The sequence below is a fragment of the Psychrobacter sp. DAB_AL32B genome (assembly GCF_002224105.1).
In the GTDB taxonomy this organism is placed as follows: domain Bacteria; phylum Pseudomonadota; class Gammaproteobacteria; order Pseudomonadales; family Moraxellaceae; genus Psychrobacter.
In genome coordinates, this window is the sequence record NZ_NEXU01000046.1 from 23,439 (window position 1) to 40,267 (window position 16,829).

Annotated in this window: 11 protein-coding genes; 6 read left to right on the plus strand and 5 right to left on the minus strand. The window is 42.2% G+C overall.

Annotation, left to right across the window (positions count from 1 at the left end):
• Positions 1-591, plus strand: a complete 591-nt coding sequence (locus CAN34_RS05165) for a GNAT family N-acetyltransferase (protein ID WP_089554736.1) — start codon at positions 1-3, stop codon at positions 589-591.
• 122 nt (positions 592-713) lie between these two features.
• Positions 714-2,216 (plus strand): bifunctional 2-methylcitrate dehydratase/aconitate hydratase, encoded by a 1,503-nt coding sequence (locus tag CAN34_RS05170; protein WP_089554737.1) that lies wholly within the window; start codon positions 714-716, stop codon positions 2,214-2,216.
• A gap of 47 nt (positions 2,217-2,263) precedes the next feature.
• Here the strand turns inward: CAN34_RS05170 and CAN34_RS05175 are convergent, their stop codons facing one another.
• Together CAN34_RS05175 and CAN34_RS05180 are read right to left on the minus strand one after the other, a co-directional pair.
• On the minus strand, positions 2,264-3,016 hold the full coding sequence (locus tag CAN34_RS05175) for an SDR family oxidoreductase (protein ID WP_089554738.1): 753 nt from the start codon (positions 3,014-3,016) through the stop codon (positions 2,264-2,266).
• 239 nt (positions 3,017-3,255) lie between these two features.
• Positions 3,256-4,743 carry a nucleobase:cation symporter-2 family protein gene (locus tag CAN34_RS05180; RefSeq protein ID WP_079691773.1) on the minus strand — a complete coding sequence of 496 codons (1,488 nt, stop codon included), beginning with the start codon at positions 4,741-4,743 and terminating at the stop codon, positions 3,256-3,258.
• Between the two features lie 512 nt (positions 4,744-5,255).
• Between CAN34_RS05180 and CAN34_RS05185 the strand changes: the two genes are divergently transcribed.
• From CAN34_RS05185 to CAN34_RS05200, 4 genes are all read left to right on the plus strand, one after another.
• Positions 5,256-6,665 (plus strand): DUF2868 domain-containing protein, encoded by a 1,410-nt coding sequence (locus tag CAN34_RS05185; protein WP_089554739.1) that lies wholly within the window; start codon positions 5,256-5,258, stop codon positions 6,663-6,665.
• An 86-nt stretch (positions 6,666-6,751) separates the two neighbouring features.
• On the plus strand, positions 6,752-8,446 hold the full coding sequence (locus CAN34_RS05190) for a DUF3482 domain-containing protein (protein WP_089554740.1): 1,695 nt from the start codon (positions 6,752-6,754) through the stop codon (positions 8,444-8,446).
• Positions 8,447-8,526: 80 nt separating this feature from the next.
• Positions 8,527-9,195, plus strand: a complete 669-nt coding sequence (locus tag CAN34_RS05195) for a hypothetical protein (RefSeq protein ID WP_089554741.1) — start codon at positions 8,527-8,529, stop codon at positions 9,193-9,195.
• 102 nt (positions 9,196-9,297) lie between these two features.
• Positions 9,298-9,861: a hypoxanthine-guanine phosphoribosyltransferase gene (locus tag CAN34_RS05200; RefSeq protein WP_079691777.1), complete on the plus strand. Its 564-nt coding sequence runs from the start codon at positions 9,298-9,300 to the stop codon at positions 9,859-9,861.
• An 88-nt stretch (positions 9,862-9,949) separates the two neighbouring features.
• Here the strand turns inward: CAN34_RS05200 and CAN34_RS05205 are convergent, their stop codons facing one another.
• The 3 genes from CAN34_RS05205 to CAN34_RS05215 all read right to left on the minus strand — a co-directional run.
• On the minus strand, positions 9,950-10,468 hold the full coding sequence (locus CAN34_RS05205) for a MepB family protein (RefSeq protein ID WP_089554742.1): 519 nt from the start codon (positions 10,466-10,468) through the stop codon (positions 9,950-9,952).
• A gap of 27 nt (positions 10,469-10,495) precedes the next feature.
• Positions 10,496-12,745, minus strand: coding sequence for an exodeoxyribonuclease V subunit alpha (gene recD, locus CAN34_RS05210; RefSeq protein ID WP_089554743.1), 2,250 nt, complete (start codon positions 12,743-12,745; stop codon positions 10,496-10,498).
• Positions 12,746-12,785: 40 nt separating this feature from the next.
• The coding region (locus tag CAN34_RS05215; RefSeq protein WP_089554744.1) for a 3'-5' exonuclease at positions 12,786-16,829 on the minus strand (4,044 nt) is incomplete at its 5' end.

Consider the following 16,829-nt stretch of genomic DNA (forward strand, 5'->3'; position numbering starts at 1 on the left):
ATGACTTGTGAATTTTCTATAAAAACCTTTGATGAATTAACCTCAATTGATATTTATCATATTTTAAAAGCGCGCTCGCAAGTGTTTGTGGTTGAGCAAAACTGCCCTTATCAAGATATGGATGAGGTAGATTTTGACTGCTTGCATTTGGTCGCGCATCAAAACGAAGCATTGATTGGCTATTGCCGAATCATTCCACCGACATTTAATAGCAAAAAATCTTCCGTAACCCCTTCAGGCCCTATCCCCTCAATTGGCAGGGTTTTGGTATTGGCGGAGCATCGAGGCGATGGCGTTGCCCGTCAGATGATGCTGGAGGCCATCAAATACTGCCGTAAAAAATATGGCAAAAAACCCATTATCATCTCAGCCCAGACTTATTTATTAAATTTTTACGAATCCTTGGGGTTTATCCCTGAAGGTGAACGTTATCTCCATGACGGCATTGAACATGTGATTATGGTTTTGCCAATAATCAAAAAGGTCAAGGTCAAAAAGGAAAGCTCAGGTACAGCAAGCAATATCCTCAGCTTTTTACTATTGATATTGGCGCTTTTATTTATTGTCGGTTTGGTTTATTTAATGGTCTGAATAATTGCCTGATTAATGGTTACGTTTTAAACCAGTCTTACACTACTTCACTGTGGTTAGATATTGAGTATGCTATTTTTGATGGATGGCTTAACTATCTAACTCAAGGAAGAGGTAAGACTATGTCTAATGTAGAAAGCAACGTCCGCCCAGAGTATGACGTAGAAATTCAAAAAATTGCCGATTACGTTCTTAATTACTCTATAGATAATGACTCCCCAAATAGCGCTGATGCTTGGAATACCGCCCGCTACTGCCTGATGGATACCCTCGGCTGCGGACTGTTGGCATTACGCTTTCCTGAATGTACCAAACACTTAGGTCCTGACTGCCCAGAGCAGATAACACCTCATGGCGCGCGCGTTCCGGGCACCTCTCACCGGCTAGATCCTATCAAAGCCGCCTTTGATATTGGCTGTATCGTGCGCTGGCTTGATTATAATGATACGTGGCTCGCTGCCGAATGGGGACATCCCTCAGATAATTTAGGTGGTATCTTAGCGGTAGCAGACTATATCAGTCAGCAAAATGTCAGTCAGGGCCATGCAGCACTCACCATGAAAGAGGTGTTAGAGGCGATGATTATGGCGCATGAGATTCAAGGAGTTTTGGCGCTTGAAAACTCTTTTAACCGTGTGGGTCTTGATCACGTGTTTTTGGTGAAATTGGCTTCAACTGCTGTCGTTGCAAAATTATATGCTCTGCCACGTGAGCGTATCATGGCAGCCATCTCCCAAGCTATCGTCGATGGTCAAGCGCTGCGCACTTATCGCCATGCACCCAATGCCGGTAGTCGTAAGTCTTGGGCAGCAGGAGACGCCACCAGTCGTGCGGTACGTTTGGTCGATATCACTCGTCGCGGTGAAATGGGTATTCCTGGCGCACTCTCCGCACCGCAGTGGGGTTTCTACGATGTGCTGTTTAGCCATACCAATAAGGATTTGGCTACCAAGCCTGAGAATGAACGCACATTTATTTTCCAGCGTGAGTTTGGCAGTTATGTGATGGAGAATATCTTATTTAAATTAAGCTTTCCTGCAGAGTTTCATGCGCAAACAGCCTGCGAGGCTGCTGTTATTTTGCATCCGCGTATCGATGACAGAATTGATGAGATTGAAAAAATCGTCCTAACCACTCATGAATCGGCGATTAGAATCATCTCTAAAGAAGGGACGCTCTCCAATCCTGCCGATCGCGATCATTGTCTACAATATATGGTGGCAGTGCCTTTACTCACGGGTGATTTAATGGCGGAAAATTATGAAGATGATTATCATGCGCAGCATCATATTCTGATTGATGGACTACGGCGTAAGATGGTCGTTGAAGAAGACGCCGGTTATTCAAAAGATTACCATGATCCAAGCAAGCGCTCGATTGCCAATGCGATTCAGATCTTCTTTAAAGACGGCAGCAGCACGGATAAGGTTGCCATAGAATACCCTATTGGGCATAAACGCCGCCGTACTGAGGGCTTACCGGTATTAGAAGCCAAGTTTCGTGCCAGTCTTGCAACGCGCTTTATAGACAATCGCTGTGCGGATATTTTTGCATTATGTAGCGATCAAAAACGTTTAGAGCAAACGTCTGTGAATGAATTTATGGATTTGTTTGTGGCTAATTAACTATTTAGCTATTTAGCTATTTAATCATTCAACCCATGATTTGAAATCTACCAAGGTATTGACTCTCCTGCCCAATCAACAAAGCTGCCTGATTGGGCAGCAGTCATTCCCGATAACACCTCTAATAAGCACTCTGCGCTATAGGCTGGCGAGAAAAGATGTCCATCAGCGACATTGCTTTGGAAGGATGCAGACAGCTGTGTGTTTACCGTCCCCGGTTGCATGACCACCACACAGACATCTTTTAGCGACCTTCCCCATTCGATACTCAGGTTTTTCATACCCATATTGAGCGCCGCTTTACTCATACGATAACTATACCAACCACCAACTTGGTTATCACTGATACTGCCTACACGCGCAGATATCGTCGCAAAAATTGCTGGCTTGTCGTTGCTGCGTTCAGCTTTAGCCAATAATGGCTTTACATGCTTAGCAATAAGCAGACTGGCTAAGGCATTCACCTGCATATTTTGTAAGAAAAAATCTGTTTCAACTTGTCTGAGTACTTTTTCTGGTTGCGCTTGTTCAGTGTGCAACAGCCCCGCACAGTTAAGTACCCAATCAATATGCGCGCGCTGTTGCTTAATGACATCGGTCGCCTGCTTAATACTATCTTCATCGCTGACATCCATTTGTAGCCAATGTAGGTTATCCGCTTCAATATCCGGTACGCTTCGATAATAAGTCGCAAAGACGTCAACGCTATCATGTTGCTTAGCAGACGATAAGATCTGTGCAATCATGGCTTGGCCAATACCGCCGGTGCCGCCAACGATGAGATACGTTTTAGAGTTCATAAGGCATCCTCCTAGTTGTTGTTAATCGGGTCATCAACTGATCCTGTACTCATATCTATATAGTGACTGACTTTTTTAATATTTACTATAAGGCTGTTGTGCTTAATCAAGATTCAGAAACAGTTACTCAATACGATAGCAGATTAATAAAAAAGCCGCCTCAATGGGCGACTAATGGATGATTTAAGCTAAAAATATCAAGGCTTTGATTTACAGTAAGCTGAGTGTAGCGGTAACCGTTAATGCGCTGCTGGTTTGTCTACCGCCACAACAGGTACTTCCTTATGATCAACATCGAATAATTTACCTTCGCTAAAATAATCACCTTCAGTCAAATCTAAGATAACCGCAGGACGCACTGAACGGTCTTCTGTACCGGCGACAAATACTGACTGTTGGTCTGAGTTACCTACTTTTAGGTGGTTAAATAACAAGTTTAGTGCGATGGCCATAATGGCAGCCGAGCTGATGCCTGAATGGAAAATAGTCGCAAACCAGTCTGGGAATTGATCGTAAAATGATGGCGCTGCAATTGGTAACATACCAAAACCAATAGAGGTAGCAACAATAATTAGATTCATATTATTGTTATAGCTGACTTGTGCTAGTGTACGAATACCACTGGCTGCAACCGTACCAAACAATACGATACCTGCGCCGCCTAATACTGCGGTAGGAACTGTTGCAATAACACGACCCATAATCGGCATCAAGCCTAAAACGACCAAGATAATACCGGCATAAGCGACTACAAAACGGCTTTTAACGCCGGTTACCGCGACCAAACCAACGTTCTGTGCAAAAGCACTTTGAGTAAAAGAGCCAAAGATTGGCGCAACCATACTGGCTAGCATATCCGCACGCAGACCATTACCTAAGCGCTTTGAGTCAACATCAGTCTCAATAATATCACCAACTGCCAAGATATCTGCTGACGTTTCTACTAAAATAACCAATACCACGATAAACATAGAGATAATCGCAGCAAGCTCAAAGGTAGGCGCGCCAAAATGGAAAGGTGTCGGAAAGGCGAAAATAGAGCCGGTTGTAATACCAGAGAAATCGACTAAGCCGAAAGCCCAAGCAGCAAAAGTACCGATAACCATCGCTAGCAGAATGGATAAGCGACTGATAGCCGCATTACCAAGCTTGCTTAGTAATAACACCATCGCTAATGTGAAGCCGGCAAGACCAATGTTGGTCATGCTGCCAAAGGTTGGTAAGTTGCTATTGCCACCCATAGCCCAGCGTGCAGCTACTGGCATCAAGGTCAAACCAATGGTCGTAATCACTGTGCCGGTTACCAGTGGCGGAAAGAACTTAATAATCTGGGAGAAAATAGGCGTAATCAAAAAGCCCAGAGCAGATGCCGCGATGACGGCACCAAATACAGAAGGTAGCCCGCCCCCCGACGTCACAATGGCAACCACGGTTGCAACACTCGCAAACGATACACCCTGTACTAGCGGTAGCTGACAACCAAAGAAAGGCACACCAATGGTCTGCAATAATGTCGCTAGACCACCAATAAATAAAGAGGCAGCAATCAATAAACCGATTTCAGCCGGTAATAGTCCAGCTGCTTGTCCAACAATCAGTGGTACAGCAATAATACCACCATACATCGTCAGTACGTGTTGAAAGCCGTAAGCAATATTGGCGCCAACGCCCAGATTTTCGTCTTCTGGGCGGGCAAATGCCGATTGAGAAGTAGATTTAATATCCATATTAAATAGCCGTCCTTGGTGTTCTGTCGTTAATGTATTCTAGGCTTGTTCTTTGACAACTCCTAGAGTGAAACTCATTATTTTTATAAAAACCAGCGCTCTATCTACTACATGACTAGTCGTAATGACCGCAAAAATAGGCTTACTGGATTTTATGGTTTTTACTATGAAAAGGAGTTTAACCTCGTTTTCAATTAATCTGAATCAGTTTTACGCTATAACTGTATATAGAACTGTATATAGAACTGTGTATTATCTGAATTTAACATTAGAATGAGCATGACTGTTTGGGATACATATCCAAATCAGATTTCTAATTTGTTTTTAGCATAACGTTTATTTGCGATAACTGCCAGTTATTATTGACCATATGGTCAGGATTTTTTTTCATTCAAAGAAAATCCTTTAATATCAAAGGCTTTAACAACAAAATAGTAATGCCGATAAAAATGCCATTATCATTAAAGGTTTTATTATTTTCATTTCATCATTGATTATACGGATATCAGACTATGCTATCGCCCCAAGACCAATTGACTGAGCTGGTCCGCACGCTTGAGACAGAGCAACATGTCTTTGCCACTGATCCGCTCCTCATCACTGAAAAACTGCAAGGTGAAGATGGCAAACCGATGCAAAAACTGCATCGGAGGGCATCACGTATCGATAGCAATGGTGCGCTGGCACGAGTGCTGGGTAAGATTGATGGGCGCATCAAAGGCATCATGGTTGTGATGAGCGTGGTGTGGTGTATCTCAGGATTTTTGGGACTGTTTACCTTGCTACAGACCAATGTGGTCAATTTCTTTTATGTGTTGGTTTGTTTACTGGGTTTTCATAGCATCATGCTTTTAGGTTGGTTAGTCATGACATTAATTAATCAAGGTCGTCAGTCGCCAAGCTGGTTTGCCAGTTTTGTTAGTCCCAGTTATCTCATCCGTGGTAAGGATGATGTCACCAAGGCGGCAGTCGACTTGTACGAGCGTCAATTGCAACATAGCGGTATGCGCTGGTATTTAGGTCGGTTTAGCCATCAGTTATGGCTGGCGACGTTGACCGGCATGCTGCTGGCGATTATATTTTTATTAATCGTCCGTCAGTACAGCTTTAGTTGGGAGTCAACGCTACTCTCCGATCAGGCGCTTATCACCTTGACTCAAGTGCTCGGCTGGCTGCCAAGCATGGTTGGCTTCGATGTTCCAGACAGCACGGCTATTGTACAGAGCCGGTTGGTGACCGATGCGATGCCACTATCTGTTGCCCGGCAATGGGCAGGATTATTGGTAGGTAGTTTGCTGATGTATGGAATTGTGCCACGCGCCATAGCATGGGCGTTTTGTGCATTGATGTTTCGTCGTAAAAAAATGCGCTTGGATATCAAACTACCCTATTATCAAAAGATTTTGAATTTTTGGCAGCGTCACGTGGTCGATGTAGATGATTTTACTGCATCGCCAGCACCTATTGCCCCAAAAGCGACTGTCAGCGCTGGCAAGAAACTGGTCGCGTTACTTGAATACCCATCAGAGCAGGATAACTGGTGGCAATCAGGGCTTAGTACGGACATTAAAGACAATAGTGACGTTGAAAACTTCGGTATCGTCGATGATCGTGATGATATGGCACGGTTAAAAACCTATTTAGATAGCCATTCGGTACAAGTCTTACTGGGGATTCATGGTAAAGCGTTGCCTGATCGTGGCACATTGCGTAAACTCGATCAAATTGCCAGTCATGCAAAACATGGACTAATTGTACAATTGCTAAATGATACTAGCTTTACTGATAATAATATTACCACCGATGTTTTAGAGTCGAGCCAAACAACAGAGCAATTGTTAGAAAAACCAGACGTTCGTTATCAGCAATGGCAAACAGCGCTCTCCGCTCGAAAAATTGGCTTAGTTAAAGTTGACTCTTAGAAAAATGCGCCTTATGATTCATCAGATAATAACCGTAAACGGCTACGGTGTTTTTTGGCTATTAATAATTGATATAAGATTCTATTATGAATAATAACAATAATAATCAAGAGAACAGCCAAGAAAGTAACCAAAAAACTGATAAGCATGTTGGTCTCTTTGCCGATAAGGCTTATGAGATAACAGCCGACTCAAGAAAACAGCCAGCGCATCAGCCATATCTAGCCGTTACTAGCGATGAAGAACTGCCCTTGAATAAACAGACGTTAGATAAACAAGCATTCACTGAACAAGTAAAACCTGTCAATACGACATCTAAAAAGACAATCGCTAGTGGCGAAGCGCTTAAATTAGCCGTTGTTGGTCATACCAATACGGGGAAAACGTCTATACTGCGCACCTTATTACGTGACGTATATTTTGGTGAAGTAAAGAACGAAGCAGCAACCACGCGGCATGTAGAGCGCGCCCAACTGACGGACAGTCAAACGGGTGAAGTGTTGGTGACATTGTATGACACCCCTGGTCTAGAAGACGCATCGGGATTGATGGATTGGCTTGAAGACAATACCGCCAGTCGCCGTGATGGCATTGAGCGCTTACAGCAGTTTTTGGCAGCAGATATCGCTCAAGGTGTCGATAGTAATGTTGCGGATAATTATGGCTCGCAAGATTATAACTATAGCCAAGAAGCCAAAGTTATCCGTCAGCTGCTGGCAAGTGATATGGCCATCTACGTCGTAGATGCACGTGAGCCAGTATTAGGTAAATATAAAGATGAGCTGGCTATCTTGTCTTGGGCTGCGATACCTGTTATGCCGGTGTTTAACTTCACTGACAGTCAGGATGCCAATATTGATGATTGGCAGACTATGCTGGCAAGACGTAATTTGCACATTTCAACACGCTTTGACTCAGTAGCATTTGAATTTGAAGATGAAATGCGCCTGTGGAAAAATCTTGCGACCATGCTCACACATGCTGAGATGCTTGAGCAATTGATGCAGCGTCGTACTGAAGACTGGGCACAGCTGTACGATGAGGCCAATATTATCATCGCTGATTTTTTGCTAAATGTCGCCGCTTTTGTACGCGAGATTAATGAAGATGATGATCCAATGCCTGTATTACAGCAAATGCAAGAAGCTGTCAGACAGAGTGAGCGCGCTATGCAGCACAACTTGCTTAATTTATATAAATTTTATGATAACGCAGTTGCAGCAACCCCGCTTGAACTGCAAGCGTACCAGCAAGATCCATTTGATCCTGAGCTTCTTAAAAGCTATGGTATTCGCACGACTTCTGGCGCTGCAGCTGGCGCACTATTAGGATTGGGCATTGATGCCGCAGCACTAGGCACGACCTTAGGATTAGGCGCTGCCATAGGGGGTATCGCAGGCGGCCTATTATCTAATACCAGTAGTATCGCCGATAGGATTACTGGGGTAAAACGTCTGTATATCGACCCTGCAACATTAACTTTATTGGCAACTCGGGCCATAGATTTATTGAATACGCTACGCCATCGTGGCCATGCTGCAACAGATGCCACGCAACTGATATATAATGGCGAGAAAAATAACAATAGATCGTCTGTTGATGGCAATGAAGATAATGTAGTGACACCATGGGTAGCGCACAAGTTACCCAGTGAGCTTAAAAAAGCGCGTGGTAAACCGCAATGGTCATCGCTCAGTAGTGGTAAGTCAGAACAAGCTCAACTACTACGAGTGGATATGGCCTGGTCGCTGGCAAGTAAGCTACCCTCACATAAATCCTAGCATTCTTAAATAAAAATCGTAATTAAAACCACTGAACATATTTAGCAGTAATCAAAACCAATAAAGACCAAGGAAAATTAATGACATACTATTTTGGATTCGTACCTTCAGATAAATTAAAAGCGTTAATTATTGAGGCAGAGCAAGTCATTGCATCAGATGTAAAAACTGACTATTACCCTTATCGCGATGCACTGACTCACCAAACCGCACGCGATCTTATCGATAACTTATTGGTTGGTCTGGTTGAGATTATTCCAAACCCTGAGCGTCAAGCATCCATGCGTAAAATTGTTGCGACGGTTGAACGAGTATCGGATACCTTACTCAACATTTTACTGGGTAAAGAAAATAATGAAGAAGTTTTGCCCAGTTTTCATTTTTTAAGAGATCGTGCAACCTTTATCGATAATGAAGGTTTAAAACGGGTGGGTTTCAAGCTATCAGAAAAAGATGCTGAAATCATTGATAAAGGTTTTGCTGCTGTCACCCCTGAACACATAGATATGAAGACGTTTAAAACAGCCCTTGAAACGATGAATGAAGAGACGTTGACTCATTTTATCAGTCGTTATGCGGAAACACTAAAGCTTGGTATGATTAAACGTAAGTCTGTACCAGTTGCCAAAGCGGCTATCGATAAAGGCATGAGTATGGCGCTTAATAAGCTGTTGCCTGACTTACCAGACAGCTCATTAAATCGTTTAGCGAATTATTACCGCCCTTTTATGGTAAAAAAGCCAGAATAAGACATGGTATTTGATTAAATTTGTTCTAAAAGTCATATGGCGTTGGGCAAATTCACTAAAATTTGCTAAAATAAGCGGCACTTTTTACCAAAGGCACACCCGATGACCCAAATCAGCAATCAAGAAATTGAAAAAACATTACGCAACTCAGAGTGCCTTATTAGCAGTATGGAAGTCGCTGCTGCTTATGAGCGCTTAGCGGCCCAGCTCAATCTCCATTATGCTGGTCTAAACCCGATTGTTATGGTCGTTATGAACGGTGGACTTATCCCAGCCGGTCAGCTACTGACTCATTTGACGTTCTATCATCGCATGCATTACATCCATGCATCACGTTATCGTGATAATGAAGGCACCAATGAGCTAGACTGGAAATTCAAGCCGGATGTAAAGCTTGCTGGTGAGCATATATTATTGATAGATGATATTTTTGATGAAGGCATCACTCTAAAAGCAATCGTCGAAGAATTGAGTAAAGAAAACCCTTTGTCTATCGAGTCTTGTGTTCTGCTCAATAAAGAACATGATCGTAAAGTTTCAGATTTTGACGTTGATTTTGTTGGTATCAATGTCGCTGATCGTTATGTTTATGGTTGTGGTATGGATTTCCATGGTTATTTGCGTCATCTACCAGGCATCTATGCTATTAAAGAAGACAAAGTATAAATCTAAAACTTTTGTCATTAAGAAAAGCATCCAAATAGGATGCTTTTTTATTTTTTATAATTTACTTTTTTGTTAAATATTCATCATATTAGCCGTACAACTCTAGTATTTTTTTGGTAGGCAATATGCTTGTATCGGTAACTGCAAAGAAGTAATCTAATTGCCAATTTTGGGTTCTTATAGCAGTGTTACTGGCTGGCTTATCCCAGCTAGGATAGACTCTTATACCCATCTTACCTTTAATAGAATGAGATTTAAGAATATTATTTTTGAGTAAAATATCTTTTGGGAAAACAAATTGCCCAAGTGTATTATTATCTTTAAAGGTAGTTATAACTAGTAAATCCGATGATTGATCATATTGAAAAGATTGATTAATACCTTCATCATCTTTTTCCCAGAAAGTAACAAACTGCCCCACTTTAGTAGGTGTTTGTTTGGCGACTCTAAATCGAACAGTTCTAACAGCTGATTTACTGGATAACTCAAATCTACCAGCTGCATATTCTGAATTTTGTTTTTCCTCTTCAATTGAATCTATCATCAATTGATTAGGCTTATAAATAATTTTATTAATGTGTTCTAGCACAGTATAAAAGGTATGCATTTTAGCTCTCTTCTTATCTTGCTTTTTTTAATACTTATCTATCAGTCTTTCGAACTGTAAACTTAGCCCTGTTTGTCTTTCAGTTGGCGTTGATAATGCGCGCGTAAAAGCTGACGTTGTACTAAAGATAGAAACTTGTTTTTTGGCGCGCGTTACAGCGGTATAGATTAACTCTTGGCTCAGCAATCGAGTATTATTGTCATCAAAACTAATAGCAACATGATCAAACTCTGACCCTTGCGACTTATGAATGGTCATCGCATACGCAGTCGCAATCATCTCATCACTCAGCATATTAATATTAATACCTTGAGTTTTGTTCTCAAAAAATACTTGTAAACGCCCTTTCTCAGTTTGTAGACAAATACCAATATCACCGTTAAACAACCCTAGCTCATAGTTATTTTGTAAAACCATGACAGGACGACCATGATACCAAGGTGATTTTGATAACGGCAATTTTAATTGGGTTTTATGCTGTTCACTCAGGTAACTATTGATGTGGTTATCACCGCAACGCCCATGATGACCAGCTGTTAACACTCTAAACTGATTGAGTATTATCATTAGTTCGGTAAAATCATTGATAGATTCTTTTATTGGCATGGAACTCGCTAACTTAATTTTTGTTAATATTTTTTTGGTCTGATTAAAGTATTGAAGGTAATTTTCTGAGAGGTTTTTTAGAAAATTATAGTTACTTAGGCTATTTTGTATCTTATTAATTGTTATACCACCGTCCGTATTTTCCTTTGCACTAGATGCCAGATGATAGAAGTTTAGGGCGTCATCATCTTGAAGAAGCTGCCAAACGTCTATCATGTTTTGTGTGCTGCTTAAGCCTTCATCTTCATTATTAATGAGCTTAGCAAGCTTTCCTATACCTGAATCGTCTTTAAAACGTCGACTGGCTACTAATTTCTTGTGCACGTCTTGTAGTACTGGTATACGGTATAAATCTGCTAACACTGCCCCTGCATCGACTGCTGCTAACTGATTGGCGTCACCAAGTAGTATCAACCGCGCATTAGCTTTTATAGCGCTTACCAAATGATTGGCAAGCTCTACCCCGAGCATAGAAGCTTCATCAACGATGATAATATCTTCACTTAGCGGGTTTTTATCATTGTAGCGTGGACGACCGCCCTGCCCGATACCTAACAAGCGGTGAATGGTCTTAGCCTCTGGCAGCTGTATAGAGACTCCCGCTTGCTGTATGGCATCCTGTAGCGACTCCTGCATCCGCTGGGCGGCCTTACCTGTTGGGGCAGCTAATGCTAGATTGACCTTTGATTTATGCCCTTCAGACTGTTCTTGCTGCAGCGCCATAACCAACTGCGCAACGGTAAAGGTTTTGCCCGTCCCTGGTCCACCAGTAATGATGCTAAATGCCGATCGATTTGCCATATGAATGGCATCTTGTTGCTCGATGTGTAATCGAGGATTGGGTGCTATCGGTAATTCTATTAGTGTCTGGTTTTTAATACGAATCACATTCTTTGCGAGTGCGTGTTCAGCCTGCCATGTACGATGTAGCCATAAGGTGATTTTAGTTGCTTCGTTACCTTTCTCACCTCTCTCTCCTTCATAACCAAGATTACTATCTACTTGAAAAATGATTGGGCAGGCAATTTCATTTTTCACTTTTCCGATTCTAGTAAAAAGTGGTTGGTCATTTAATATTTCATTGAAACTGCTTAGGCTATTTTCTATTGAAGTAGCGTTACTAGCTATATGTCTTAATGATTGATATAGATTTACACAAACTTGACGGCGTTGTTCTAATATTTTTTTATCATATAAAGGTAAGGTTGATTGGCGCATGGCGGCATGCCACATCTCATTGCTTTCTAATAGCCCAGCAATTGATAGATCTGTTATGCCAGTACTTATAAGCGCTGTAAATAATGGCTGTAGTAAGGGTTGCAATAGATGCTGTTGCCAAATAAACAGCCCAGTATCATCATTGAGTCTATTATCACTTACAACACCATTAGACGCGTCAAGGACCAATACAGTATGCCCCTCCTCTAAACGCTGCACCAGTACCTCAAATAGCGCCTCAAACAACCAAGCTTGCGTGTCATGAACCTCTTCACCTGTATTAGGTGCCAGTTGACCTTGGTAAGCCACTGCCGTTTGTGCGCGTCGCTGCAATAAATACTGGCTAATCGTCGTAGACCAGTTATTAGCAGCATCTGTGCTAGTAGCGTTTATACCACCGCTATTTGCTTTCTGTTGCTGTATCACACTGTTTATACTTTTAACATCACTCATCGTTTATCCGTTTTTATCGTTATTTTAGTATTTTCATTTGCTAGGCACTTGGGCTACCAAACATCTCGTCCAATGCTTTAACCAGCTCAAACGGTATCTGCCATTGGATACGTCCATAGTTCTGCGCACCTTTTGAGTCGATACCACGCAAAAACACATATTCTACGGCACCTAAATATTGCGTCTCATTACCTTCATAATTAGGTAGACGCAAGCGCAAAAATCGATGGAGTGCCACCTGATAGATAGCGGCTTGTAACCAGTAGCCTGCTTTATTCATAGCAGCGCTTAGACCTTCATCATTATAGTTGCTTAGGCTATCTCCTAAATAGTTACTTTTATAATCAACCACATAGTACTTGCCAGCACATTCATATACGAGATCAATCTCACCGCGTAGGTAACGATAAATATAATTAGAATACTGGGTGGTCAGCTCAATATGCTTTTCTGGTTCATCGGGTAAATACTGGCTAAAAACACGGTTAATATGCTCTGGTGTGAAGTCTTCTGACAATCCCATGTTAAAACCAAGCTCCGCAATACGCTGCTTAACCGGTATGTCCTGTAAAGGCTGACCAGATGCCAATAACGGTGCGGCTAATACGTCTGCCACCCATGCCATCAACTCATTATGAGCGACACCTAGCTGGTTAGCCTCAGCTGATTCAATAGTCTCTGTATCCAGCTCTGAAGGCGATTCGAAAGGAATTGCTTTGTTTTGCTGTAAGCGCTGTTGAGAGGTGGCGCTAGCATAGCTAATTGGCAGCTGATATTGACGAATGCTTTGATCAATGATGGCTGACCATTTACTACTGTCTGTAAAATCTATTTTTTCAAAAATCTCATGCAAAAACGTACCAGCATTGGCACCTTTTACAAAACGAAAACGAATATCATCGTTGGTGATTGAGGTGATTGAATTGCTGCTATTGCTACTCTCGTCATTTTGCATATCTTGTTGATTTTCAATTCTACTTAGAGTTTTAGCAGACAGATTGATACTATCTGTCAAATCTAAATCATCTTCTACCCCATCATCAAAAACAGCCAACGCTTTACTTTGTTCGCTCAGCTGACGCGATAATGCGGTAAAACTGGTTTTAGCCCAGCCTTTAAACGAGTTTCGTTGTATTTGCGCGTAGGCATGTTGATAGTCGATACGTAGTGCGGTATCAGAAGTAGAGATAGACTCAGTATTATCAATTCCTTGGGAAGTCTTACTCGTATTAATAACTGCTTCAGCGCTTAGGTCAATTGCAGCATATTCTAGCCAGCCTATATAAGGCTGTAATCGCTCTGGCAATGCAAACTTTTGGTCCGAGCAGCTTAGCCACTTTAAGACAGGCTTATATTCGAAGCCTGTCTTAGTTTTAGTATCCGCTAATACAATATATAGCTGCTCACTTGCGCGAGTAAAGGCAACGTAGCCAAGTCGTCTGAGTTCTTCATAGTTTTCCGTCGTTTCAAATTGTGCATAATAGTCTGTGGCTGTTTCGCCTTTAGCCGATTTACTATGCGGCTTGCCTTTACTGGCCGATAGGCGACGCTCCGTCTTATTGTCATCAATATCATGGTTATATAGAAATAGATTATGGTCGCTACGACCGCCTGCTTTGGGACTAGCGCTATCCATACCAACGACATAGACAATCGGGAATTCTAGACCTTTGGATTTATGAATAGTCATCAGCTGTACACCTGACTCTGTTGGTAGCGGTTGCTGCTGCGCCCACTCAGGCGTACGGCTACTATTTATATTTTTCTTATACCATGCCAACAGCTCATGCTCGCCGACATGCATACCGTGTTGTGCCAAAATATCGAGCAGGTGACGCAAATCCATCAAATAGCGCGCACCATCTTCTAAATCAGCAAGACCCACCCAAACGTTTTGGCTCTTTGCTTGTTGACCATATTGCTTAGAGTTTCGGCTCACCATAGGGTTACGACCAAACAGATAGTGCAGCGCTGACAAAATACCATTGTGCTGCCAATACGCGGAGGCGGTCTTTAAATACAGTAGGAAGTTTTGATAGCGCTGTTTTAGCGCTGCTTGCTCGGTATCCTCATAACCGTGCTCTATACCCGATTGGTCAGAATTGTCTTCATCCTCATCTAGCATCAGCGCTTGTACATCAGTAAGGCTCAACTGATAAAAATTGCTGGTCAACACACGATTAACGATGTCACGCCGATGTGGTCGTAGCATCGCCTCTAATAAAGCTGCCAAGTCAGCGGCGATAGGCGTATCAAAGACGTTTTTTTCTGCGGTTTCAAGTGTCGGCACACCAAGCTTACTGAGCATATCCTCAACTTGCTTGAGCTCCTTCTTACGTCGACCCAGTACCCCAATATCGTTTGGTTTGATGGGACGACCTTCGATAGTTTGCTGACTTGCCAGCAGTGCCGCTATATGTAGAGCGGTTAGCTCGCAAGCATTATACTTAGCTTGTTTATCATAAGGCAGGTGAATCACACTGACAGGACTACTCGATAAAACAGCAGCATTGTCTGGCTGCTCTTTCGTTTGGTGTTCTATTTCGTCCTCTACTGGCAGTTGCCATGAAAGGCGAGCGTTGGTATTTGCCGCCGTTATATGCTGGTAATAGATACTCTTACCCAGCTGCGCCAATTGGTTAGCCTGATCTACACCAAAGTCTTGTGAGTCTGATACCGGACTCGGTCTACCAAACCAGTGGTTCAATGCGGTAATCAAGCGCTCATTAGAGCGTCGATTGACATCAAGGCTCATAATCTGGCTTTTATCGAACTTAGCTTTCATGGCATTATAATTGGCGACATCTCCACCGCGAAAGCCATAAATCGCTTGTTTAGGATCGCCTACTAACAGTAGAAAACCGCGATTACGATTTTGGTTGTCGTTATCGGTATTTTTGGCCAGATAAATGCGCTCAATCATACGCGCCTGTTCACCATTGATATCTTGTGACTCATCAATCAATGCCACCGGATAATGATGGCGAATATAACGCGCCAGCCGCTCACCTTGTTTGCCTGATAAAGCTTGATTTAAGCGCACCATTTGCAAGGCAAAAGTAGTCTCGCGCCGTGCTTCTAATATTGATGGCAGTTTTTGCCGTACTTTTAGCGCGATATCACGGTTTAAATTTTCAACCAATGATTTTAAATATAAATTAATCTGTTCGGTATAATTGCGTAATGATGCTAATAATTGTATACCTTTAAAATTAGCAAGAATTTGGCGCTGTTCATCAAATTTCTTTTTGAAAAGATTTCCGCCATTTTCTTCACTCAGAAAAACATCAGACACTAAACCATAAAAACTTTCAGAATCAGCATCTAAATTCGCGAAAAAAGCACCTTCATATTGGCCAATCAATCTCTGAATAGTAACAATAGAGCATATGGTTTTACCAAATTTACCGCCTTTTTTTAGCCCTTTTTCAATACCGAACTCTATATCAAAATACGGCTCTAACTCTTTTAAATCACAATTTTTAAAATTATCTAATGCCTGCTGATAAGCCACAAAGTCTATCTCCTCACCCATCTCAACATTTTCAATCGGTGTCGAGATAAACTGGAGTGACTTTTGGGCGACACCAATATGATCGGCAGGTGACGTTAGCTTCTTAGTATGCTGTAGTAGCTGATAAGTCTCAGGCTGCTGGTTATACAGGTAGCTATGATGCGCGCGTACCGCATCATGGATGATACTTTCTATCACTATCTGTTCTTGATCGCTGATTTGTATGCCTTGCTGATGGCCAGTCTCGGCACTGTATTCAGACAGCCACTTTTGTGACAAGCTATCTAGTGTACCCACGAACAGCTTATCCAGCGTGGTCAACACCAGAGCGCAGCGCCTAAGCGCATCAGCCAACGGGTAATCTTCGGTATGATCTAATAAGAATTCGAGCAAATAGCGGTTGATAGGATCGTCCATAAGATCCTTATTACCTGAGAGCGCAGCCTGATTGTTAAGCCACTCCAGCCGTTTTTGCTTCTGCTCTGCACTTATTTTTTTATTAGAATCATTAGCTAGCTTAGAGTTTTCATCACTTTGCTCTGTCTTTTCTCTAGTTTTTTTGATGCTTTT

Excerpts from the sequence above, each read along its gene's own strand:
- CAN34_RS05165 (WP_089554736.1), top strand. The coding sequence starts at position 1 with ATGACTTGTGAATTTTCTATAAAAACCTTTGATGAATTAACCTCAATT.
- CAN34_RS05170 (WP_089554737.1), top strand. The coding sequence starts at position 714 with ATGTCTAATGTAGAAAGCAACGTCCGCCCAGAGTATGACGTAGAAATT.
- CAN34_RS05175 (WP_089554738.1), bottom strand. The coding sequence starts at position 3,016 with ATGAACTCTAAAACGTATCTCATCGTTGGCGGCACCGGCGGTATTGGC.
- CAN34_RS05180 (WP_079691773.1), bottom strand. The coding sequence starts at position 4,743 with ATGGATATTAAATCTACTTCTCAATCGGCATTTGCCCGCCCAGAAGAC.
- CAN34_RS05185 (WP_089554739.1), top strand. The coding sequence starts at position 5,256 with ATGCTATCGCCCCAAGACCAATTGACTGAGCTGGTCCGCACGCTTGAG.
- CAN34_RS05190 (WP_089554740.1), top strand. The coding sequence starts at position 6,752 with ATGAATAATAACAATAATAATCAAGAGAACAGCCAAGAAAGTAACCAA.
- CAN34_RS05195 (WP_089554741.1), top strand. The coding sequence starts at position 8,527 with ATGACATACTATTTTGGATTCGTACCTTCAGATAAATTAAAAGCGTTA.
- CAN34_RS05200 (WP_079691777.1), top strand. The coding sequence starts at position 9,298 with ATGACCCAAATCAGCAATCAAGAAATTGAAAAAACATTACGCAACTCA.
- CAN34_RS05205 (WP_089554742.1), bottom strand. The coding sequence starts at position 10,468 with ATGCATACCTTTTATACTGTGCTAGAACACATTAATAAAATTATTTAT.
- recD (WP_089554743.1), bottom strand. The coding sequence starts at position 12,745 with ATGAGTGATGTTAAAAGTATAAACAGTGTGATACAGCAACAGAAAGCA.